Annotated in this window: 18 protein-coding genes and 2 pseudogenes; 11 read left to right on the forward strand and 9 right to left on the reverse strand. The window is 48.3% G+C overall.

Annotated elements, in window-relative coordinates; all coding sequences use genetic code 11:
• The 7 genes and pseudogenes from K5677_RS02275 to K5677_RS02305 all read right to left on the reverse strand — a co-directional run.
• Positions 1-368, reverse strand: a pseudogene (locus K5677_RS02275) (radical SAM protein); the annotation flags it as partial.
• Positions 369-464: 96 nt separating this feature from the next.
• Positions 465-1,262, reverse strand: a complete 798-nt coding sequence (locus K5677_RS02280; protein WP_296724176.1) for a GNAT family N-acetyltransferase — start codon at positions 1,260-1,262, stop codon at positions 465-467.
• A complete protein-coding gene (locus K5677_RS02285) occupies positions 1,259-2,278 on the reverse strand; it encodes a M42 family metallopeptidase (RefSeq protein WP_296724179.1) in 1,020 nt (339 codons plus the stop codon). Before K5677_RS02285 ends, K5677_RS02280 begins: the two co-directional genes overlap by 4 nt.
• Positions 2,275-3,291 carry a M20/M25/M40 family metallo-hydrolase gene (locus tag K5677_RS02290; protein WP_296724182.1) on the reverse strand — a complete coding sequence of 339 codons (1,017 nt, stop codon included), beginning with the start codon at positions 3,289-3,291 and terminating at the stop codon, positions 2,275-2,277. Before K5677_RS02290 ends, K5677_RS02285 begins: the two co-directional genes overlap by 4 nt.
• A gap of 206 nt (positions 3,292-3,497) precedes the next feature.
• Positions 3,498-5,357 (reverse strand): heavy metal translocating P-type ATPase, encoded by a 1,860-nt coding sequence (locus K5677_RS02295; RefSeq protein WP_296724184.1) that lies wholly within the window; start codon positions 5,355-5,357, stop codon positions 3,498-3,500.
• A 4-nt stretch (positions 5,358-5,361) separates the two neighbouring features.
• Positions 5,362-5,586, reverse strand: a complete 225-nt coding sequence (locus tag K5677_RS02300; protein WP_296724187.1) for a cation transporter — start codon at positions 5,584-5,586, stop codon at positions 5,362-5,364.
• 26 nt (positions 5,587-5,612) lie between these two features.
• Positions 5,613-5,969 carry a metalloregulator ArsR/SmtB family transcription factor gene (locus K5677_RS02305; protein ID WP_296724189.1) on the reverse strand — a complete coding sequence of 119 codons (357 nt, stop codon included), beginning with the start codon at positions 5,967-5,969 and terminating at the stop codon, positions 5,613-5,615.
• 511 nt (positions 5,970-6,480) lie between these two features.
• Between K5677_RS02305 and K5677_RS02310 the strand changes: the two genes are divergently transcribed.
• From K5677_RS02310 to K5677_RS02330, 5 genes are all read left to right on the forward strand, one after another.
• A complete protein-coding gene (locus K5677_RS02310) occupies positions 6,481-6,714 on the forward strand; it encodes a putative Se/S carrier-like protein (protein WP_296724191.1) in 234 nt (77 codons plus the stop codon).
• On the forward strand, positions 6,698-7,837 hold the full coding sequence (locus K5677_RS02315) for an aminotransferase class V-fold PLP-dependent enzyme (protein WP_296724194.1): 1,140 nt from the start codon (positions 6,698-6,700) through the stop codon (positions 7,835-7,837). The genes K5677_RS02310 and K5677_RS02315 overlap by 17 nt, the downstream gene beginning before the upstream one ends.
• A gap of 138 nt (positions 7,838-7,975) precedes the next feature.
• The gene (gene cdaA, locus K5677_RS02320; RefSeq protein ID WP_296724195.1) at positions 7,976-8,884 is read left to right on the forward strand and encodes a diadenylate cyclase CdaA; all 909 of its coding nucleotides are present in this window, start codon (positions 7,976-7,978) and stop codon (positions 8,882-8,884) included.
• Complete coding sequence (locus tag K5677_RS02325; RefSeq protein ID WP_296724198.1) at positions 8,881-10,230, forward strand: CdaR family protein; 1,350 nt, start codon at positions 8,881-8,883, stop codon at positions 10,228-10,230. The genes cdaA and K5677_RS02325 overlap by 4 nt, the downstream gene beginning before the upstream one ends.
• Positions 10,231-10,605: 375 nt before the next feature.
• Complete coding sequence (locus K5677_RS02330; RefSeq protein ID WP_296724200.1) at positions 10,606-12,921, forward strand: D-alanyl-D-alanine carboxypeptidase family protein; 2,316 nt, start codon at positions 10,606-10,608, stop codon at positions 12,919-12,921.
• Positions 12,922-14,335: 1,414 nt separating this feature from the next.
• Here K5677_RS02330 and K5677_RS02340 read toward each other — a convergent pair.
• Positions 14,336-15,838, reverse strand: a pseudogene (locus K5677_RS02340) (glycoside hydrolase family 5 protein); the annotation flags it as partial.
• 68 nt (positions 15,839-15,906) lie between these two features.
• Entirely contained in the window at positions 15,907-17,742 is a 1,836-nt protein-coding gene (locus K5677_RS02345) for a cellulase family glycosylhydrolase (RefSeq protein ID WP_296724203.1), read from the reverse strand.
• Between the two features lie 283 nt (positions 17,743-18,025).
• On the opposite strand from K5677_RS02345, the gene K5677_RS02350 reads away from it, so the two are divergent.
• From K5677_RS02350 to trpA, 6 genes are all read left to right on the forward strand, one after another.
• Positions 18,026-18,259: a hypothetical protein gene (locus K5677_RS02350; protein ID WP_296724206.1), complete on the forward strand. Its 234-nt coding sequence runs from the start codon at positions 18,026-18,028 to the stop codon at positions 18,257-18,259.
• Positions 18,260-18,321: 62 nt separating this feature from the next.
• Positions 18,322-19,788 (forward strand): anthranilate synthase component I, encoded by a 1,467-nt coding sequence (trpE, locus tag K5677_RS02355; protein ID WP_296724209.1) that lies wholly within the window; start codon positions 18,322-18,324, stop codon positions 19,786-19,788.
• On the forward strand, positions 19,785-20,351 hold the full coding sequence (locus K5677_RS02360; RefSeq protein WP_296724212.1) for an aminodeoxychorismate/anthranilate synthase component II: 567 nt from the start codon (positions 19,785-19,787) through the stop codon (positions 20,349-20,351). The genes trpE and K5677_RS02360 overlap by 4 nt, the downstream gene beginning before the upstream one ends.
• 37 nt (positions 20,352-20,388) lie before the next feature.
• A complete protein-coding gene (locus K5677_RS02365; RefSeq protein WP_051536141.1) occupies positions 20,389-21,171 on the forward strand; it encodes a class I SAM-dependent methyltransferase in 783 nt (260 codons plus the stop codon).
• 21 nt (positions 21,172-21,192) lie between these two features.
• Positions 21,193-22,383: a tryptophan synthase subunit beta gene (gene trpB / locus K5677_RS02370; protein ID WP_296724217.1), complete on the forward strand. Its 1,191-nt coding sequence runs from the start codon at positions 21,193-21,195 to the stop codon at positions 22,381-22,383.
• On the forward strand, positions 22,376-23,152 hold the full coding sequence (gene trpA, locus K5677_RS02375; RefSeq protein WP_296724219.1) for a tryptophan synthase subunit alpha: 777 nt from the start codon (positions 22,376-22,378) through the stop codon (positions 23,150-23,152). The genes trpB and trpA overlap by 8 nt, the downstream gene beginning before the upstream one ends.
• Positions 23,153-23,206 lie beyond the last annotated feature (54 nt).

Here is a 23,206-nt window from a genome sequence, read left to right on the forward strand (position 1 = left end):
AAATCGGGGTGGAGCTTTACTCCGTGAAGCCCGAATCTTTTTATCTGCTCAATGTCGGCTTCAATATTTTCAGAATCCGCATGAGTGGTGCCGAAGCCGTAAAAGCATTCGTGCTGGTCGCATTTTTTTGCGATAAATGTATTTATAGCATCTGTCTGACGCGGAGTAGTAGCAGTAGAGCAAACAAGGTATTTTGATACTCCGATCTTGCTTCCTGCCTCAATGAGCTTGTCTGTCAGACCACAGTTGTTCATCGGTATATCATAGAAATGACCGATACTTTCAGTAGCCGTTTCGGCTATCTTATGAGGAAATATATGGGCATGAGCATCAATGATCTCATATTTTCCATAAGCCTCGGGGTTCATAGATCCATCTCCTAAAAACAAATTCAATGAATATTATAACCTATCTGCCGTTAAAAGTCAAGAAAAACGCCTATACAAATAAACAATAGGCTGTTATTATTTTTCCTCAAGACGTCCCTTTGCGGCGCTGTCCTTCTTGATGTCGATACGTTCAAGGACTATCTCGCGTCCTGCGATACGGAAGCCTATCTCCTCATAGAAGCTTACACGGACGTCAAGAGCAAGGAGGTACGCACGTTTTCCGAGCCCGTTGAAGAATTTGGCGAGCCATTTGAGAAACTCCCTTGCGTAGCCTCTGCCTCTTGCAGCCTTATTTGTAGCCACCTGTCCGATGAGGACTGTGCTGCCTATGTCGAAAACTGCCGAAGCCGTAGTCGATTCGCGGTAGGTGAAAACTCTGCTTATGCCGTGGCGGCAGCGGTGTGAGGTATCGGTGTACCACAGTGAGAAATCCGCGATATTCGGGAATCCCTCGCTTAGTATCTTGTATACGTCAGGAAGATTCGGGTTGAACTCAACGTGCTCCTCGATAGCCTCAAGCGGCGTATCATCGGGGATAAGCTCGAATATTGTGCGGTTGAGGACCTGATAGCGGTCGGGGATCTTTATGCCCTCAAGTATCTTCTGGTCACCCTCGATACGGAAGGGAACGTTCATGCTTACAAAGAGGTCTATCTCCTCATTTGGCTCTAAATCGCCGTCACCGCAGATGATAAGGGTGGAGTTTATGATAAACATGAAGCCCACGCCTGTTTCATCGGTTATCTTGTAGAAGCGGCAGAATTCATAATTCGGACCGTAGGCTCGCATATACGCCAGCATTTTCTTGCCCGACAGAGTCTTATTGAGCAGTGTACGGTCCAGCTCGTGCTCGTGTTCGATGAGTGTTATCATATCTCATGTATCCTTCCGATGAGTGATCTTACCAGTTTGTATGAGTTCTCCATGTCGGCGTATTCGATGACCGACGAAGGGGAGTGGAGGTATCTGCAAGGCAGGGAAACGGCTATGGTGCGGACTCCCTTGCCGCTGATATGGATAGCTCCTGCGTCGTTGCCGCCTGCTATCATGGTCTTGGTCTGACATGGGAAGCCCTGCTCCTTTGCAATATCAAAGGCGAGGCTGTAGAGCTCCTTGTCGTATATCGTATGTCTGTCCATGAATGAAACTACAGGACCGCCGCCCAGCCCGCAGACGCGCTTAGCGCCCGATGCTCCGTCAATATCGGCGGCTGTGGTGGATTCAAGGACTATGGCATAGTCGGGAGCAACTGCGAATGCAGACGCAGTTGAGCCGCGGAGTCCTATTTCCTCCTGTACGTTGAAAACAAAGTATGTGTCGTATTCCAGCTCCTCATGGAGAAGTTCTATCATCATGGCGCAGCCTGCGCGGTCGTCGATAGCCTTTGCCTTAATGCGGCGGCTGCCAAGCTCGGTAAACTCTGAATCAAAGTATGCGCAGTCACCGAGAGATACGTATTTTTCGGTTTCTGCCTTGTCGACGGCGCCGATATCTATGTAGAGATTTTCGGTTTTGGGAGCCTTTTCGCGCTGCTCCTTTGTGAGATTATGGACGGCTGTAGAGCCTACAACGCCGCTGATACGGTTCTTGCCTATGCGAAGCTGTCTGCCGATGACGACAGAGGGATCGATGCCGCCTACATTGCCGAAGCTGAGAGTGCCGTCGGGGCGGATATACGTTATCATGAAGCCTACCTCGTCCATGTGGGCGCATATCATAAGCTTTTTCTCTGGAGCCTTTCTGCCTTTTTTGAAGCAGATGAGACTTCCCAGATTGTCCACCCTGTATTCGCAGACGTCCTTTATTTTGCTGATTATTAGCTCACGGACTGCGTTTTCGTCTCCTGAAACTCCGTTGGTGAGACACAGCTCTTTAAGAAGCTCTTTCATTGCTTATCCTCCCTTATGTATGCAGCTAAAAGCTTAGCAGTCTGCTCAACATCTGTAAGGTCTATGACCTCAACAGGGGTGTGCATATTGCGCAGCGGTATTGAAACTGTGCAGGCTTTGGCACCACAGCGGTTCACGGAGAATCTGTCCGCATTCGTGCCTGTGAGTCCGCTCATTATTTCTCTCTGAAATGGAATATCGGCAGCTATAGCTGAATTTATAAGTCCGTCGCTTATTTCCCGTGAAAGAGAGGGGGATATACCTATCATAGGGCCTTTCCCCAGATAGCCGCACTTGCTCTCTTCTTCGCCGACAGCGTAAGCAAAGCTTACATCAACAGCGATCGCGATGTCGGGATCGATCTCAAAGGCTCCTGTTTTGGCTCCGCGCTCGCCTACCTCCTCCTGAGTTGAGAATAATACAGTGACATTATAGGCAAGAGGAGCGTCCTTCAGAAGCTCAAGCGTATAGAGTACAGAAGCAGCTCCGCAGCGATCATCGAGAGCACCTCCTGTTATACGGCTGCTGATGAGGTCTCGGCAGGTCACATCGAAGGTAACTGAGTCGCCGAGGGATACGGCTGACATCAGTTCTTCCTTTGTAAGCCCTGTATCAATAGCTGCGTCGCTCATTTCGAGGACTTCGCTTCCACCGTTGGTGAGGTGGGGCGGAATCGAACAAATAACGCCTTTTATATCACGACAGCCGTGAATCACCACAGGCTGAGCAGGCAGAAGTCTGCGGTCAATGCCGCCGATATTACCGATCTTGATGAAGCCGTCATCGGTGATATACGTGACAGCAAATCCGATCTGGTCTATATGAGCGTCGAGCAGAAGTGAGGGGAGCCCCTCCTTGTGAGTGCCGAATTTACCTATAACATTGCCGTTTATTATCTCAGCGTCGGGGCAGTATTCGCGGAGCATTGACAGTGCAAGCTCTGCGGCAGGGCTTTCGCTGCCCGAAGTGCCTGCGGCTTCCGAGAGAGAAACGACAGTCGATCTGATATCCATGTGGATTTTCCTTTCATAAAACGTCAGTATATATTAATAGCTGTTTTGTACTTTGGGGCAAAACACATCTACATTACATTATAACAGAGTCTGGGAGTTTTTTCAATGCAAACACGTTGAATTTCAGAGAAATATTTTCAGAGATGCCCATATTAAAAAAGAGCAGCCGCTGCAAGGCTGCTCTTTTGTGCTTTCTGACGATGAGTTTAATTCTGTTCCTTTATCCTCATGGCTCTCATTGCGTTGAGAATAGCGATTACCGATACTCCCACATCTGCAAAGACAGCCAGCCACATATTTGCTATGCCGAGAGCCCCCAGCAGAAGGACGATAAACTTTACTCCGAGAGCAAATATGATATTCTGATATACTATTTTTAATGTACGCTTTGAGATATCCATAGCAAGGGATATTTTTTCGGGATCGTCGTCCATGAGGACTATATCTGCGGCTTCTATGGCTGCGTCAGAGCCAAGAGAGCCCATTGCTATGCCCACATCAGCCCGTGAGAGCACTGGGGCGTCATTTATGCCGTCACCTACGAATACAAGGCTTCCCTTCGGAGACTTTTCTTCAAGGAGCTGCTCCACCTTTTCTACCTTATCCGCAGGAAGAAGCTCGCTGTAAGCCTTATCGAGCCCCAGCTCCTTCATGGCAGCCTCTGCTGCCGAGGAGGAATCTCCCGTAAGCATTACGGTCTGCTTTACGCCTCGTTCTTTCAGGCGCTTGATAGCATTTTTTGAAGAATCCTTTACCTTGTCGGCTATGACGATGTGGCCTGAGTACTGACCGTTGTCGGATATGTGTACCATAGTACCTGCCTTATCACAGGGGATTACCTCTACGCCCATTTTGTCCATGAGCTTGGAATTTCCTGCGCATATCTCATGCTGGTCGATAACTGCTTTTATGCCGTGACCTGAAATTTCTTCATTTGAGCTGATCCTGCTTCTGTCAGTCTCTCTGCCGTATTTCGAGGATATAGAGTGAGCGATTGGGTGGTCTGAGTAGCTTTCCGCATATGCTGCAAGCTCAAGGAGCTTATCCTCGTCTATACCGTGCGGATGTATCTCGTCGACCTCAAATACACCCTTTGTAAGGGTGCCTGTCTTGTCAAAGACTACTATCTCAGCATTTGCGAGGACTTCAAGGAAGTTTCCGCCCTTTATGAGTATTCCCTTTTTGCTTGCGCCGCCTATGCCGCCGAAGAAGCTGAGGGGGACTGATATGACCAGTGCGCATGGGCAGGAGATGACAAGGAAAATAAGCGCTCTGTGTATCCACATTGCCCAGCTTCCGCCTGTGATAAGAGGTGGAAGAACTGCCAGCAGCAGAGCTGATATTACTACAGCAGGGGTATAATATTTTGCAAATTTTGTGATGAAATTCTCTGCTTTTGCTTTTTTAGAGGCTGAATTCTCGACGAGGTCAAGTATCTTTGATACTGTAGAGTCCTCGTATTCCTTGGTGACTTCGACTTTAAGCACACCGCTTTGATTTATGCAGCCGCTTATCACGCTGTCACCTGCTCTGACAGTGCGCGGAACGCTTTCACCTGTAAGAGCAGAGGTGTCTACAGAGGAAGTACCGTCAACGACTATGCCGTCAAGAGGTATTCTTTCGCCGGGTTTTATGACAATGAGCTGTCCCTGCTCTACCTCCTCGGGATCAGCCTCTGTCAGCTTGCCGTCGATCTCGATATTTGCATGATCGGGGCGTATATCCATGAGAGAAGCAATGTTTTTTCTTGATTTGCCCACGGCGATGCTCTGGAAAAGCTCGCCTGTCTGATAGAAAAGCATTACCGCAGCTGCCTCGGGGTATTCCCTTACGGCGAGAGCTCCGATAGTAGCGACAGCCATAAGGAAATTCTCGTCAAATACCTGTCCGTTTCTGATATTGCGTATTGCTTTCCACAGAACGTCCCAGCCTATGATACCATAGGGAACAAGAAATGCCGCCAGCCTTAAAAGGCTTTTTTCTTCAAGTGGCAGCAATGCGGCGGCTATCAGAAGAACGGCTGCTGCGATTATCCTTATAAGAATATTTTTCTGCTTTTTGCTCATAGCTTTATTTCAGGACTATCTCGCAGTCAGGCTCTACCTTTTTACACAGCTTGACTACTTTTTTCATCAGCTCGTCAAAGTCGGTGCCGTCAGCAGCCTTGATAGTCATTTTCTGCGTCATGAAGCTGACAACTGCGTCCTCTACCTCGGGAAGCTCCTTTATTCCGTTTTCCATTTTTGCTGCACAGTTAGCACAGTCAAGATCAATAAGCTTAAATACTTTTTTCATAATAATTATCCTTTCTTTTAAGAGGTCTATTCCATTATATGCTCCATACCCATGCCGATTATATGCCTTACGTGTTCATCGGCGAGGGAATAGAATATTGTTTTGCCGTCACGGCGGGCTCTGACCAGCTTGTTGTTTTTCAGGACTCTCAGCTGATGCGAACAGGCTGTAGGGGTGAGACTCAGAAACTGCGCAAGATCGCTTACGCACAGCTCATCGGATTCCAGCAGGGTATACAGTATGCGTATCCTTGTACTGTCGCCGAATACCTTGAACAGCTCTGCAAGATCGTAAAGCCTTTCGTCGGCAGGCATTTCAGCGCTTAGCTTCATGGCTTTTTCAGCTGTTATAGCATAATAGCTCGTATCCTGTTTTTCTGCCATATCTGCACTTCCTTTCCGGATAGCATGATCTCAAACGATTGAACATTTGAATATCTATTCATATATTAGCATATATTTTTCTGTTTGTCAAGGGGCATTTTATTTTTTTATGATATATTTGAAATCCAGAACTAAGAGTTAAGAATGTAGAGGCTGGTCCTCGACAGCCCTTTAGGAGACGCCCTCTCTTGCAGGGCGTCTCCTCTAAAAAAACAGTCCACTGGACTGTTTTTTTATTCACCTCTTGCGGAGCGCCTTCGATTCTTGGGCGCTGCCCAAACCTGCCAGAGGCTCTGCCTCTGGACACCGCCTAAGGAACACGTCCCTTAGGAATCCCGTTCAGGTTGTCATGAAGTAGTTTGGGTACCGATTTTTCTACTCACTACTCGCTACTCACTAATCACTAATAACTAAGCACTGACCACTAAGCACTAAAAACTCCGCAGCGCATATAATATAATGTACCGCAATATTGCTGGCTGCGCAGTCTGAGCAGTCAGGGGTGATACTTTTGACGAAATGTATACTGGATATGCCGTCCTACACATACGCTGTCAAGGGACAGCGCCTGCTGAGACAGCGCGGTTATCCCTCTGCTGTAAAGCGGCGGAGCAAGGAAAGCAAAAACGGCTGCGGCTACTCGCTGTACGTCAGTGACCGCTGCGGCAGGGCAGCTGAGATACTTGACAGCTATTCCGTACCCTATACTATAAGGAGGGACGGTTCTGATGATGATAAACTTTGACAACGCTGCGACGACCTATCCCAAGCCGCTGAGTGTGAGAAGGGCGGCTGCCGACGCCATAATGAACTTCGGCGGAAATGCAGGCAGAGGCGGACATCAGCTCGCTATGCGCACCTCTGAGGCGTATTACAACGCCCGTGAAGCAGCGGCGGACTTCTTTGGTGCAGAGCCTGAGAACACGATTTTTACCTTAAACTGTACCTATGCGCTGAATATGGCTGTACAGGGGGTTATGGCACAGGGCGGGCATATGATAATCAGCAGTCTGGAGCATAATTCCGCTGCTCGTCCTGCTGCGGCTCTTGCTATGAAAAAGCAGATAACTCTGTCTGTAGCTGAGGTATATCCCGACAGTGAGCGAACTATCGAAAGCTTCCGCAGGCTTATGCGAAGCGATACAAGGGTTGTGGTCTGCACTCTTGCAAGCAATGTTACGGGACAGCTTCTGCCTTACCGCGAGATAGGTGAGCTGTGCCGTCAGCGCGGAGTCTGCTTTATCGCGGACGGTGCGCAGGCTTGCGGCATTTACGATATTAAGCTGTCTGACGGCATAAATATACTCTGTACCCCGGGGCACAAGGGGCTCTACGGCATAACGGGCACGGGACTTCTCATTACCGACGGGAAGTACCCCATAGCTCCAATAATACAGGGCGGTACAGGCAGCGAATCTCTCAGCCTTTTTCAGCCTGCTGTCCTTCCCGACAGCCTTGAAAGCGGAACTCCAAACATCATAGGTGCAGTTACCGTAGGCGAGGGGATACGCTTTATAAAAGGACGCGGCATGGACAGTATCCGAACCCATGAGGAGCGGCTCTGCCGCAGGTTTATCTCAGAGCTCAGCCGAACAGAGGGCATCACGATTTACCGTGATGAGGGAGCAGAGTATGCTCCCATAGTGTCCTTCAATGCCTATGGTATCAGCTCTGAGGACGCAGCGGCTAAACTCAGCGAAAAGGGCTTTTGCCTGCGCGCAGGCTATCACTGTGCGGCTCTTGCTCACGCCTCGCTGGGCACAAAGGGCGGAACTGTCCGCTTTGCTCCCTCTGTATTCAATACGGAAGCAGAGGTGCTGAAACTTGTATATTATGTTAAGACATTGAAAAATTTACAAAATTCTTAAAAAACTATTGAAATTATCTGAATTTGTGGTACAATAATATTATGCAGTATTGTGCAGTCAGCTATGAGGACGCAAGTCCTCATACTTACATAGATAAACTTATAATAAATATGTGTAATTCCCCAGGGGGGTGTATAGATGTTCATTTCTCAGCATAAGTTCTTTAACTCCTCTCCGCAGGAGATACTGGACGCTTTTATAAGCGTTATCAGTACATTCAAATTCAACGACGTTATCGACGTTGTTATCCTTACATATGTAATATATCTGCTGCTGAAGCTTATACGTGAGACTCGCGCAGGACAGCTCGTAAAGGGTATCATACTTCTTGTTGCAGGCTATTTCATAAGCATAGCCCTTGAGCTCCATGTAGTCAGCTATCTGCTGGAAAAGACTCTCAGCATGGGTGTTCTCGCAATGATAGTACTCTTCCAGCCTGAGCTGAGAAGAGCCCTTGAAAAGGCAGGACGAACCAAGTTCGGCATACGCTTTTTCGGCCTCGGACAGGATAACGACGAGATGAAGCAGCGCTGGAATCCTGCTATCGAAGCTATATGTGATTCCTGTGTGGAACTTTCGGCTTCCTGTACAGGTGCTCTCATAGTTGTAGAGCGTCAGGTAAGACTTGGCGAACAGATAGAAACAGGTACTATACTTAATGCCACACCCAGCAAAGAGGTGTTCGGCAATATATTCTATCCCAAAACGCCTCTCCATGACGGAGCTGTTATTATGCGCGACGGTATTATCCTTGCGGCAGCCTGCTTCCTCCCGAAGCCTGCCAAAGACGCCCTCATCAATAAGAAGCTGGGCTCACGCCACAGAGCAGCTATCGGCATGAGCGAGAATTCTGACGCTATAGTTATCGTTGTTTCAGAGGAAACAGGCCAGATTTCCGTTGCTCTCAACGGTGATCTTACCAGAGATTATACCCGTGATAAGCTGAAGGCTCTCCTTGAGGAGCAGCTTTTCAAGGATAAAACAGAAATTTCCATCGGCAAAAAGAAGATTTTTTCTTCACGCTCCGAAAGGAGGAAGAAAAAATGAATGAAAACAAAAAACGCGGCATTACCGAGACCACAAATAACGCCACATTGCTGCTTATCGCTATAATATGCGCTGTTGCAGCGTGGTTCATCGTGGCTATGACCATATATCCTTCGGAATCCAAAACGGTTACCGATGTTCCGCTGGTCATTGATATAGCAGGTTCATCTGCCGCAGAAAACGGGCTCTCTGTTACCAACAAGAGCGTTGAGAAGGTGACCGTCAGCTTCGATTGCAGCCGTACCGACTACAACCGCTTAAACGCCGACGATCTCAGAGCCTATGTGGATTTCAGCAATATCACCACCGAGGGCAAAAAGACTCTTACTATACAGGCGGAATCCGTCAACGGTGCAGAGCTCTCAAATCTTCAGATATATCCTGATACCGTTGATGTTGAGCTGTATAAATTCGAGATGAAGACCATAAATGTCAAGCCAAAGCTGCTTAACATTTCCCTTGCTGAGGGTAAGGTCTTTGGTGATATAAAGTGTCAGCCGGAGGAGATAACCCTTACAGGTCCTTCCTCTCAGCTTGCTCAGATAACCGAGTGCTATGCAGTGTCAGAGAAGGCTCTTTCAGACCTTGACACCAGCTACAGCGGTCTTAACAGCGACAGGCTGGAATTCCTTGACGCTGAGGGCAATCCGATCATTGATACCAGATTTATTTCATCTGATCCTGCTACTGTAAACATAAGTATGCAGGTGCTGACTCAGAAGACATTGCCGTTCAAGGTAAATCTCAAGCTGCCCTCTAATTCAGACTTTGATAAGGACAGTATCAAGTTCAATATAACTCCTGCTGAGCTTACGATTGCTTCCGGCTCGTCAGATGTTACTCTCACCGATGATCCTCTGGAGATACCGATCTCGCTGAGCACAGTTGATATAGGCTACTCAAAGGACTTCAGCGTTGAGAATATGCTGTCCGGCAAGAATGTTATCAACGTTTCGGGCGTAGAGAACGTAAAGGTCACCCTTGATGATGAGGGACTTGCTTCTAAGGAGATATCTCTGGCAGGTGAAAAGGTCGGTCTGCTGCACGTTCCAAGCGACGGGTATAACTATTCTATCGAAAGCGCAAAGCTCAAGGTAAAGCTCATCGGTCCTGCTGACGTGATAAATGACATCACTGCGGCTGATCTGGACGCTACCGTGAACTTCCTGGGTGAGGATACCTCAAAGAATCCTGACCTGTTTGCATATGACGTTCAGGTATCATGCAGTACACATAATAATGTATGGTGCTTCAACGCTCCGCAGGTAAATATCAGGAAAACTCCTAAAGAGGGTGCTGCAAGGCAGTCAGCTCCGACAGGCTCCTCAAACAGGACAAATCAGTAATATAAGCGAAACGGTCATAAAGGAATACCCTTTATGACCGTTTTTTATAAGAGCAGGCGATATTTGTTAGCCTTAGCTGTCAACTAGAACAACGTATATATGGCAAAAGCTTGCACAATTCCCAAGAGGCTGCCATTAGCTGACGGGATAATTTTATATAAAACTACAAAAAAACTACAAAATCCGCTGTTTTTGTTCTTAACATCTTCCAATTTTATACAACATATGATATAATTATATCTATGATTTTATGGCTGTATTGTTAATAAATTACGCAAAAATACATATACGCGGATATACAGCCGATTATGCTTTCCAAAACCGACAAAAAAGAGGAATGTGGGGTGCGGAAGGCAAATATTGAAGGAGAAAAAAATGAGAGCAAATAGAATTATTGCGTCTGTGCTGTCAGCTGCCATGTGCGTCGGTGCGCTCACCTCGGTCAGTGCCAATGCAGAGGGCGATTTGTCAGCAGGCGGCGCTGCTGTCGGCATCGAGGCAGCAGTCAAAGCCGATGAAAAAGGCGGGGCGGCTACTTCATCAAGCAACAACAATACTGCAACAACTCCTGCTGAAACTTCGTCTGCATCTGTTATAACCATAAAGCTGGGAGATGTGAACAACGACGGAAGTATCGACGCCGCAGATGCGTCAACTGTACTTTCTGCCTATGCCAATACATCATCAGGCAGAGCTATCGGACTTACGGCAGCTCAGATCGTGGCGGCTGATGTGGATAACAACGGAAGTGTCAATGCTGTTGATGCTTCAAATATCCTGTCCTATTATGCCTACCGCGCAGTAAAGGGTAAGCGTTCGCTGGAGGAATACCTCAGTGATCCTGAAAAGGCTATGAACGAGCTCAGGACACAGATAGCAGGCACAACGACTACAGCTGCGGTTTCTGTTACAACAACATCAACAGTGACAACAGCTGTTACCACAACAAAGCCCATCCCACTCACAAATCCCTCAACTTCATCTACAACCACAGCGGTAACTTCCACAAAGCCTATACCCATTACTAATCCGCTGACAACTACAACGACTACAACGGCAGTTCCCGCAACGACTACGACGGCGGCTCCTACAACGACTACGACGGCAGCTCCTACAACGACTACGACGGCAGCTCCTACAACAACTACAACGGCTGCTCCTGCCACATCAACAACAACTACTAAGGCTCCAGATCCGAATAAGGTCTCGGAGATAAAACTGAGCAAGACAGAGATAAATCTAAGCGTAGGCAGTATAGGTGATATTTCAATGGTAACTATGCTGCCGAGTACAGCTCCCAACAAAAATGAGATATGGAAAAGCGACGATGAGTATGTGGCTATCGTAAACCATGAGGGCTGGATAACTCCCGTAGGCGAGGGACACTGTACAGTCACAGTACAGAGTGCGGATAATCCTCTTGTTTTTAAAGAGATAAAGGTAAATGTGAGCGATCCCAACAAAGTCAGGGAGATAAAGCTCAGCAAGAACGAAATATCTATTCCTGTGGGCGGCAAGGACATCTCAATGGTAACTATGCTCCCTGTCAGTGCACAGAATAAGGATGAGATATGGGTAAGCACTGATGAGAAGATAGCTGCTGTTGACGATGAGGGATTGATAAGCGGTAATGCTGTCGGACACTGTGTGGTAACAGTATACAGCAAATCAAATCCGGATGTTCATGCCTCAATAAAAGTAACTGTTACCGATCCTAATCAGGTTTCCGAGATAAAGCTGAGCAAGTACGAAATGGATATTCTTGTGGGAACCCTTGATATATCCTATGTAACTATGCTGCCAAAGACAGCTCCTGATAAGTCAGAGCTGTGGATAAGCTCTGACAACACCATTGCTAAGGTAGACAAGTGGGGAAATGTTTACGGTGTATCCGCAGGTGTATGCACCATAACGGTCTACAGTCAGTCCAATACCAATGTAAAGGCTGATATTAAGGTAACTGTTCACAACAAGCCTGTTGTTATGCTGACGTCGACCACAACAACAACTTCAACAAGCACAACAACTACAACGACTTCCACCACAAATACGACAACAACAACTACTACAACCTCGGCTGCAACCTCAACAACTATTGCCACAACTACAAAAACGCCGCCTGCTGCAAGCTCAACCACTTCGGCGCCTCAGCACCTTATGATAACACGAAACGGTGCTACATATGTAGACGGAATCCTTATCGTAAACAAGTCCTACAGCGTTTCTAAGGACTTCAATGCAGGGGGCGGACTCAACGAGAATGCTCTTGCCATGTTCAATAAGCTCTCAGGCGAAGCGGCGCTCCACGGACTGAAGATAACCTGTTCATCGGGCTATCGCTCATACGAAAATCAGGAGAAGATATACAATAACTATGTTGCTGCAGACGGTATCCTGAAGGCTGATACCTATTCCGCGAGACCAGGACATTCTGAGCACCAGACAGGGCTTGCTATCGACGTAAACTCCATTAGCGCCGAGTTTGCAGATACTCCCGAGTGCAGATGGCTCGAAAAGAATGCTCACAAGTACGGCTTCATAATCCGCTACCCAAAGGGCAAGGAGGCTTTAACGGGCTTCCAGTACGAGCCGTGGCATATCAGATACTTAGGCGTAGATACTGCCACAGCTGTTTACAACAGCGGTCTCTGTCTTGAAGAATATCTTGGCGTAACATCATCATACAATTAACATTTAAGCTGCCGATGAGATAAAGCTCTCAACGGCAGCTTTTTTATATAAAAGCAGCCGTCAGCAGCTCCGTCATATGTCCGGAAGCTGCTCACGGGAAAAACTCCACCTCCTGACGACGCAGTGCATAGTGCCGCTTACAATATATTATGCAGAAAAGCAAAAAAGGTACAAAGAAAAATATTACAGTAATTATTGTCAGAATTGTGTAACCGCTCTGACACAGTCAGTAATACTTTCATATCCAAACTGTATACAAACCGAAATCGCTCTGTTATTGAAAATCGTGCCACAATGAAGTATAATATAGACAAGGAAAAGGTAATAAACAAGAAAAGACCTTCATTGTTTCTCATTTATGCGTCGAACGATACCTCCCGACGCGAGATAAGAGCGGTGTCCGCACACCACTGCTCCATGAACACACCTTTCGGAAAGAAAGACCGCCGGCGCAATAGTGTCGGCGGTCCTCTTCTTTTTATGACGCAAAAAAATCGGCACGGTAAATCCGTGCCGATTTTTTTTATTTGGATATTGCTGTAGGTGGAGTGAGGCTGGTACGCTTTCCGAGGAGGAAAAGCTGTATCTGCAAAGCGTCATCAGTTGTTACGCTCTTGTTTCCTGTTGTTACAGCACCTTTTTCCAGTCCCTTTTCTGTGATGTGGTTCTTATCAGTACCATTGAGACCGTACTTATTCGGGTTAGCAAGGCTCTGCATTATGAGAACAACGTCTGACATATCAACGCTGCCGTCGTTATTTGCGTCGCCCCATACCAGAGCGTCAGTTTTTTCAGCGTTTGGAGGTGTTGTTGTGCCGTTGTCCTTGATAGTTACCTTGTAGGAGATATCTACGTCGTAGCAGTATGTATATCTGTAATAATCGCCTGCGCCGCCTGTTATATTCACAGTGTATTCACCTGCGGGGAGTGTATTGAACTTATCAAAAGCAACTTTCTTTCCTGAACCGTCAGAAATAGTTACATTAGAGGTATGGATATCAGCGTCAGTATATCTTCCACCGCCTGTGCCAGCTCCTTGCATGGGGGTTCCGCTGAACTGAAGACCGCTGAGGTCGAGTTCCTCGCCGACATTATAAACTGTCTTTGTAGGATATGACTCAACGCTCTTGAATTTATATCCCGGGTGAGTTGAAGGTATAGGTTCTGTTGTAGTTACAGTGGTAGTTGTCGCTGTAACCTTGGGTGAAGTTGTAGTAGAAGTAGAAGTAGTAGTAGGTGGATTTGTTCTTGAAGTTGATGAAGTAGTTGTGGGCTTTGCTGTTGTGGTAGTCGTTGAAGGCTTTGTTGTGTTTGTGACAGGTGCTGTAGTTGTGGTAGTAGTCTTAGGATCAACTATAACAGGCTGTCCGCCGCCTGCCTTGCCGCCGTCGAGGTTGCTCTTTGCACCTGATGAATAGAAGCCGTTTAGTGAGAGACCATTTGCGCCGAGGGCTGTCTGGTGGTCAAGACCGATGTACTTTCCTGCGTCTGTCTGCCAGAGTGACTCCTCAAAGAGATTATACTTGTTCTTGTCCCAGTTCATGAATGTTGGGTCAAGAAGTCCGCCTGTATCACCTGAGTTAGGATTGATGCACCAGAAGGTGTGGTTGATATGATTATCTATCATATAATCGCGGAGAAGCTCCATCCATTTCTGGTTAGCGCCCTTATCCATGTGTCCGCCCCACTCGCCGATAAGCAGGGGAGCGATGTTTTCCTTGTTGATGTAAGCCCATGTATCGTACCAGTAGTCATCAAGGAGAGTCTGAGTAGTGAAGTCCTTGTCGAACCATGACTGTGCATAAACTGACGGGCCGTAATCGTGAGGAGAGTAAACTATCTGACCTGAATCGGGGAGTACAGGAAGGTCCTTGACTCCTCTGAGGTTTCCGCCCCACCATGCGCCGTACCATTTCTCTTCGCCGGGCTGTGGCTGGAACTTGTCAGCGTCGCCCCATTTTACGCCCTTGTCAAGCATAGGTGACTGCTCAATGCCCTCAATGAGGATAAGAGCGTGAGGATTTACTGCAAGGACAGACTTTGCACACTCCTCTGCGGAGTACTTCCAGTTGTTCTTGTCTGTTGAATCGTCCCACTTAGCCATATTTGCAGGGCATTCTGTACCGTTGTAGCCGCGCTTGCCGTGAGGCTCATTCTTGAGGTCGTAAGCAAGGATAGTATCGTCGTTGGCGTACTTCTTAGCCAGCCATGTGATAGAGTCCTTCCAGTCGTCCCATGTTATTTCCTTCTTTGAGAAATGACCTGTAGCCATACCGTCGCAGTCTTCGGCAGTGGGTTCATAGTACCAGAGGTTGTAGTTATGTCCCGAGTTGTGGGAAGCAGGGCTGTGGACGTCGATAAGCGCCTTGATGCCGTACTTCTTGCACTTCTGCATGATGATGTCGAATATAGCCATTGAGTCCTTTAAGGTCTTGCCGTCTGACTCAACGAACTCTCTGTTGATATTGCCGTACTTTCCTGCGGGGGTAACAGTACCGTCCTCTCCCACCTCGTCCTGGGGAGGATTGTAGCTTGCCTGCACAGAGCTTACGGGAAGCGGTGCTCCGTCCATCCATGAGAGCAGAAGCTCTGTAGAGATAGGGAAGCGGATAATGTTTATACCGTGGTCTGCAACGCTCTGGAGAAGGTCATCAACGTCTCTTGCGTAGAGACCGTGGGGGACGTTCTCGGTACAGTTCAGACCGAACCAGTTTGCACCTGTGAGCCATACCTCATTGCCATTCATGTCGTAGAGGCGGCTTCCCTTTGCGTGGAGCCAGTCGTCATTTGTATCGTCTGCTGCCAGTGCCTTTCCCAGTGTATCGGGGGAGGTCGCTGACGGATCGAAAGCAGCGCCTGAAACGGTCAGTGCTGCGGCGGCAGCAACTGCTGCCACTGAACGAAATATCTTGTTCATTTTATTTCCCTCTCATAAATATATTTTTGCTGCGCAGCACCCTGAAGCTGCGCAGTCAAATACTTTGTTCAGCCCTCAACGGGGAGCTTTGTATATTTTCCAAGCAGATAGAGCTGGATAGCAAGAGCGTCATCTGTAGTTACGCCATTGTTTCCGACAACATCTGCATTCTTCTGTCCGTTCTCGGTGAGATGATTCTTGTCGCTGCCGCTTATGCCGTATTTGTTCGGATTAGCCAGAGACTGCATTATGAGAACAACGTCTGACATATCAACTGTACCGTCGCAGTTAGCATCTCCGAAAGAGCGATTACTGACTTCGGGAGTTGTTGTTACGGTAGTAGTTGTGCTTGAAGTCGATGTTGTTGAGCCCGAAGAAGTAGTTGTTGTGACAACAGGCTTTGTAGTAGTTGTTGTCTTTGCAGGATCGGCGTTTATTGTCTTGCCGCTTGATGTCTTTCCGCCGTCAAGGTTGCTTCCCTCAGAAGCTGCATAGTTAGCATAGAAGTCATTCAGTGAGATACCGTTCTTGCCGAGGGCTACCTGATGGTCAAGACCGATGTATTTACCGCTCTTGGTCTGCCAGAGAGCTTCCTCAAAGAGCTTGTACTTAGGCTCGTTCCACTTGATGGTAGTGCCTTTTCCTGCCTGGAATCCGAGATCGTCCCAGAGTCCGCCTGTATCGCCTGAGTTAGTGTTGAGACACCAGAAGGTGTGGTTGATATGGTGCTTTATCATATAGTCGCGGAGGAGAGTCATCCATTTCTGATTCTCAGCGCCGTCCATATGACCGCCCCACTCGCCGATGAGCTCAGGGCCGATGTCCTCAGCATTTATGTATGCCCATGTTTCGTACCAGTAGTCCTTAAGAAGAGTTTCCTCAGTGAAGTTCTTGTCGAACCATGTCTGAGCGTAAACCGACGGACCGTAGTCGTGAGGTGAATAAACTATCTGTGAAGTACCCTGCTTAGGCTTGATGGGGTAATCTCTTGCGCCGCGGAAGTTACCGCCCCACCATGCACCGATGTAAGGCGAGTTGTCACGTCTGTCGGGCATACCCCAGTAGTCGCCCTCCATAGCTCCGCTCATTGACTGCTCAACGCCTTCAACGAGGATAAGAGCGTGTGGGTTTACGTCAAGGATAGCTTCTGCACAGCGTGTAGCGGCATAAGCCCAGTTGTTCTCGTCCTTTGAACCGTCCCATTTAGCAGCTGCTTCACCTTCCTGTCCCTTGCCGTGAGGCTCGTTCTTGAGGTCGTAGCCGATAAGTGTATCGTCGTCCTTGTACTTGTCAGCAAGCCATACAAGTGAGTCTATCCACACATCTGTGGTAACTCCTGCCTTGCCGTACCAGAGGTTATAGTTATGTCCCGAGTTGTCTGTGTGCGGGCTGTGGATATCGATGAATGCTTTGATACCGTGCTCCTTGCACTTTTTCATCATGATGTCGAATACCTGCATACTGTCAACAGGTGTCTTGCCGTCTTCAGCACAGAAATCAGCGTTGATCGTAAATGCAGGGTCTGTGTTGCATGAGAAGCTGTTTACCGGATTGGGCTTGCCCTTCATCCATGAGACGATGAGCTCTGTGGAGATAGGGAAGCGGATAATGTTGATACCGCGGTCAGCTATCTCGGTGAGACAGTCGTCAGCGTCAGCGCTCCAGAGGTAGTGAGGGCAGGCTTCGTTGCAGTTGAAGCCGAACCAGTTTGCACCTGTGAGCCATACCTCGTTGCCGTTCATGTCGTAGAGACGGCTTCCTTCAGCGTGGAGCCAGTCGTCGTTGTTTGTGTCAACAGCCTGTGCTGTCAGGTTTTGTGTCTGACCAAAGGAAGGTGCTGCTCCCGTAATGGTCAGTGCAGCAGCGCATATCAGCGCTGAAGCAGTGCGTGTAAGCTTTTTCATGTTATATTACCCCTCTCGATTTTTTCTCCGCTGAGCTTTTGATATGTATTTTTCAGCGAAGCATAGTATACAATTATCCAGTATACTATAATCATATTCATTGTAGCATTTCCGCCTAAAAAAGTCAATAGGAAATGCGCATTTTACAGCTGTTTATGCATAAAATGAAATATATTGTTCGCTAAAGTTAAAATTAAAAAATATTGATGACCTACTTGACAAGTCGATATTGAGATGCTATAATGAGAAAAACTAAACCGATGACGCGGAGATAAAGCTGGTTATGCTTGTACAGAGAGCCTCTGGTGCTGAGAATGGGGCGAAAAACAGGTCAGCAAATGGACCGCCGAGGGTGCAGTCAAATGATCGCGGAGATGACGTTATATTGGCGGCGGTCAGAGTATTCTGCAACGTTAGGATGTGCGTTAAGCATCAGGGATATGATAGTATCCTGTTAAGCGCACGGCAATGCCGTGAATCAAGGTGGTACCGCGGATATAAGTATATTCGTCCTTGACAGACTAATATGGTCTGTCAAGGACTTTTTTGTTGCCTGACAGACCGACGGAGGTGCTTTTTATGAATTTTATGCCTGATCTCGAAACGATCAGCAGGATAGCTGAGAGCGGAAAATACGACATCGTTCCCGTAAGCTGTGAGATACTGTCGGATATATGCACTCCTATCGAGGCTATTATGAAGCTTAAAAATGTTTCCACTCACTGCTATATGCTTGAGTCGGTGGCAGACAAGGAAAAGTGGGGAAGATATACATTCCTCGGCTATGCTCCCAAGATGCAGATAACCGCTTCGGGAAACGAAATGACTATAGGTGACGTAAGGCTCACAACTGATGATCCCTCAGTACAGATAAGACAGATACTTTCAAAATACAGAAGTCCTAAGTTTGACTATCTCCCGACATTTACAGGCGGTCTCGCAGGCTATTTTTCCTATGATTTTCTCGCTTATACCGAGAAAACCCTGCGTATCGGAGTAAATGACACCGAGAGCTTCAAGGACGTTGACCTGATGCTCTTTGACAAGGTCATCGCCTTTGATAACTTCCGCCAGAAGCTCATACTCATTGCGAATATGAGACTTGAAGAAGGTGAAGTCGGCTATAATAAGGCAAAGAGGGAGCTTATGCATATGGCTGAGCTTCTCAGGAACGGCGAACCCATAAAGGAGCAGGCAGGTAAGCTCACAACTGATGTCACAGCCCTTTTCAGCAAGGAGGAGTACTGCGGCATGGTGGAAAAAGCCAAAAAGCATATCCACGAGGGCGATATATTCCAGATCGTCCTCTCAAACCGCCTCAGCGCGGGCTTTGAGGGAAGTCTTCTCAATACCTACCGTGTTCTCAGAACTATCAATCCGTCGCCCTATATGTTCTATTTCTCGGGTACAGACGTTGAGATAGCAGGCGCTTCTCCCGAAACTCTCGTCAAGCTTGAGGACGGAGTGCTCCACACATTCCCTCTTGCAGGAACTCGTCCAAGAGGAAAGACGGAGCAGGAGGATAAGGAGCTTGAAGAAGGGCTTCTTCGTGATGAAAAAGAGCTTGCCGAGCACAATATGCTGGTAGACCTGGGACGAAATGATTTAGGCAAGATAAGCAGATTCGGCACTGTAGAGGTGGAAAAGCTCCACAGTATCGAGCGCTACTCACACGTAATGCACATCGGCTCTACTGTCCGCGGCGAGATAAGAGAAGAATTTGACGGACTTGACGCGGTCAGCGCTGTTCTCCCGGCAGGTACTCTTTCGGGAGCTCCAAAGATTCGCGCCTGCCAGCTCATTGCAGAGCTTGAAAACAACAAGCGCGGAATCTACGGCGGCGCTATCGGATATATCGACTTTACGGGCAACCTCGATACCTGTATCGCTATACGTATCGCCTACAAGAAAAACGGCAAGGTCTTCGTAAGAAGCGGAGCAGGCATAGTTGCAGACTCTGTTCCCGAAAAGGAGTATCAGGAGTGCATAAACAAGGCGGCGGCTGTGGTCAACGCTCTTAAAATGGCAGAGGAGGCGGATTTATGATTCTTCTCATAGATAATTACGACAGCTTTTCGTACAATCTTTATCAGATGATAGGCGCTATTGAGCCTGATATCAAGGTCATACGAAATGACGAGATGACAGTTTCCGAGATAGCGAAGCTTGCTCCCGACAGGATAATCCTTTCCCCGGGTCCCGGACGTCCCGAGGACGCAGGAATAATAATCGAAGCCGCAAGGACGGTCTGCAAAAAAATACCTACTCTTGGCGTTTGTCTCGGGCATCAGGCTATATGCGCCGCTTACGGTGCAACAGTTACCTACGCAAAGGAGCTCATGCACGGTAAGCAGTCCGTTATCAGCTTCATGAACGACTGCCCTCTGTTCAGGGGAATAGACGAGGGTGCTCCCGTGGCGAGATACCACTCCCTTGCGGCAGACGCGGCTACACTGCCCGATTGTCTCGAAGTTACTGCACTTGCCGATGACGGCGAGGTCATGGCGGTCCAGCACAGGGAATACCCCATATACGGCGTTCAGTTCCACCCCGAGTCGATCATGACTCCCGACGGAAGGATAATGCTGAAAAACTTTATTGAGCTTTGAATTATTCATTGCCGCAATAAAAAACGAGGTGACAGCTATGGACTATCTTGATGAATTCTACAGAAATTACGACGAGGAGGGCAGGCTCCTCTCACAGTCGGGTCAGGTTGAGTACCTGACCACCATGAAGTATATCCGCGACTGTATCGGTGACCGCAGGGACGCAAGGCTCCTTGAAGTGGGCGCAGGCACGGGACGTTACAGCGTAACCCTTGCAAAAGAGGGCTTTGATGTAACGGCGGTGGAGTTGGTGGAGCATAATCTGGAAAAGCTCCGCGCAAAGCTGGACGGTACAGAGCCTATAAGGACTTTGCAGGGAAACGCCCTTGACCTTTCGGAACTTTCGGATAACAGCTTCGATGTCACTCTGCTGCTGGGACCTATGTACCACCTGTTCACCCGTGAGGATATGCTCAGGGCGCTCTCAGAGGCGGTAAGGGTCACCCGAAAGGGCGGATACATACTGGCGGCATACTGCATGAACGAAGCGGCTGTGCTCCAGCACGCCTTTCTTCACGGGAACCTGAGAAGGGTACTGGAAAATGATATGCTGGCAGAGGAGTGGCACTGCAAGAGCGAACCAAAGGAGCTCTTCTCACTGGTGAGGACGGAGGAGATAGCGGCGCTGAATGCGGAACTCCCCGTTGAGAGAATAAAGCTCATAGCAACGGACGGAGCGGCTAACTACATGAGCGAATGTATCGATAGCATGGACAGCTTCACCTTTGACAAGTTCATGGAATACCACTTCGCAACTTGCGAAAGAGCCGACCTTATGGGCGCTTCAAACCATACACTTGATATACTGAGAAAAATATAAATGATAGAAAGGAAAGATATTATGTCACAGTCAAAAGGACGATTCGGCGTTCACGGCGGTCAGTACATACCCGAAACGCTGATGAATGCGGTCATAGAGCTTGAACAGGCTTACGACCACTATAAGAATGACCCGGATTTCAACCGCGAGCTCACTGAGCTCCTCAACAACTACGCAGGCAGACCTTCTCTGCTGTACCGCGCAGATAAGCTCACAAGGGAGCTTGGAGGCGCTAAGATATACCTCAAGCGCGAGGACCTGAATCACACGGGCTCACACAAGATAAACAACGTTCTCGGTCAGGCTCTCCTTGCAAAGAAAATGGGCAAGACCAGACTTATCGCTGAGACAGGTGCAGGTCAGCACGGCGTTGCAACTGCTACCGCCGCCGCTCTCCTTGATATGGAGTGCGTGGTGTTCATGGGCGAGGAGGACACAAAGCGTCAGGCTCTCAACGTTTACCGCATGAAGCTTCTCGGCGCTGACGTTATCCCCGTAAAGAGCGGTACTGCTACCCTAAAGGACGCTGTTTCCGAGGCGATGCGCGAGTGGACATCTCGTATCTCTGATACGCATTACTGTCTCGGCTCGGTTATGGGACCACACCCATTCCCCACAATAGTCCGCGATTTTCAGGCTGTTATCTCCCGTGAGGCAAGAGCACAGATACTGGAGGCTGAGGGCAGACTTCCCGACGCAGTTATCGCCTGTGTTGGCGGCGGCTCCAACGCTATCGGCAGCTTCTACCACTTTATCCCAGATGAAGGAGTCCGTCTTATCGGCTGTGAAGCCGCAGGCAGAGGTATCGACACATTCGAGACCGCCGCAACTGTAAATACAGGAAGAATAGGTATTTTCCACGGTATGAAGTCCTACTTCTGTCAGGACGAGTACGGTCAGATAGCTCCTGTTTACTCTATCTCAGCAGGTCTTGACTACCCCGGCGTAGGTCCCGAACACGCAAATCTCCACGATATGGGCAGGGCTGAGTACGTTCCCGTTACCGATGACGAGGCTGTAAACGCCTTTGAGTATCTCTCACGCACCGAGGGAATTATCCCTGCTATCGAGTCGGCTCATGCGGTAGCTTACGCTATGAAGCTTGCTCCCACTATGGACAAGGACAAGATTATCATCGTAACAGTTTCGGGACGCGGCGACAAGGACTGCGCTGCCATCGCAAGATACAGAGGGGAGGATATCTATGAGTAATATCAAGTCAGCCTTTGCAAACGGCAAGGCATTCATACCATTTATAACCTGCGGTGATCCTGACCTTGAAACTACCGCAAAGGTAGTTCGCGCGGCTGCCGAAAACGGCGCTGACCTTATAGAGCTGGGTATACCGTTTTCCGATCCCACTGCGGAGGGACCTGTTATACAGGGGGCAAATATCCGCGCCCTTGCAGGGGGAGTTACCACAGACAAGGTTTTTGAGCTTGTAAAGGAGCTCCGCAGAGATGTTAAGATACCATTTGTATTTATGACCTATGCAAATGTTGTGTATTCCTATGACGCAGAGCGTTTTATGGCTCGCTGCTGTGAGACAGGAGTTGATGGTATCATACTTCCAGATCTTCCCTTTGAGGAAAAAGAGGAGTTCTCCGCTGTGGCAAAGCAGTACGGAGTTGATCTCATATCACTTATAGCTCCCACATCTGAGAATCGTATTGCCATGATAGCAAGGGAGGCTGAGGGCTTTATCTACATCGTTTCAAGTCTCGGAGTTACAGGCGTGAGAAGTGAGATAAACACTAATATCGGTGATATAGTAAAGGTCATACGTGAGAACACACAGGTGCCCTGCGCTGTGGGATTTGGTATATCAAAGCCTGAGCAGGCAAAGACAATGGCAGGTCTTTCTGACGGAGCTATCGTCGGCTCGGCTATAATCAAGATACTTGAAAAATACGGCAGGGACGCTGCACCATATGTAGGTAAATACGTTAAGGAAATGAAGGAAGCCGTTTCTAAAGCATAATGTTTGTAGGGGACTCTGAGGGCAGTGTTCCGCTGTAGGGGCGGATATTATCCG

Source organism: Ruminococcus sp. (assembly GCF_024684275.1).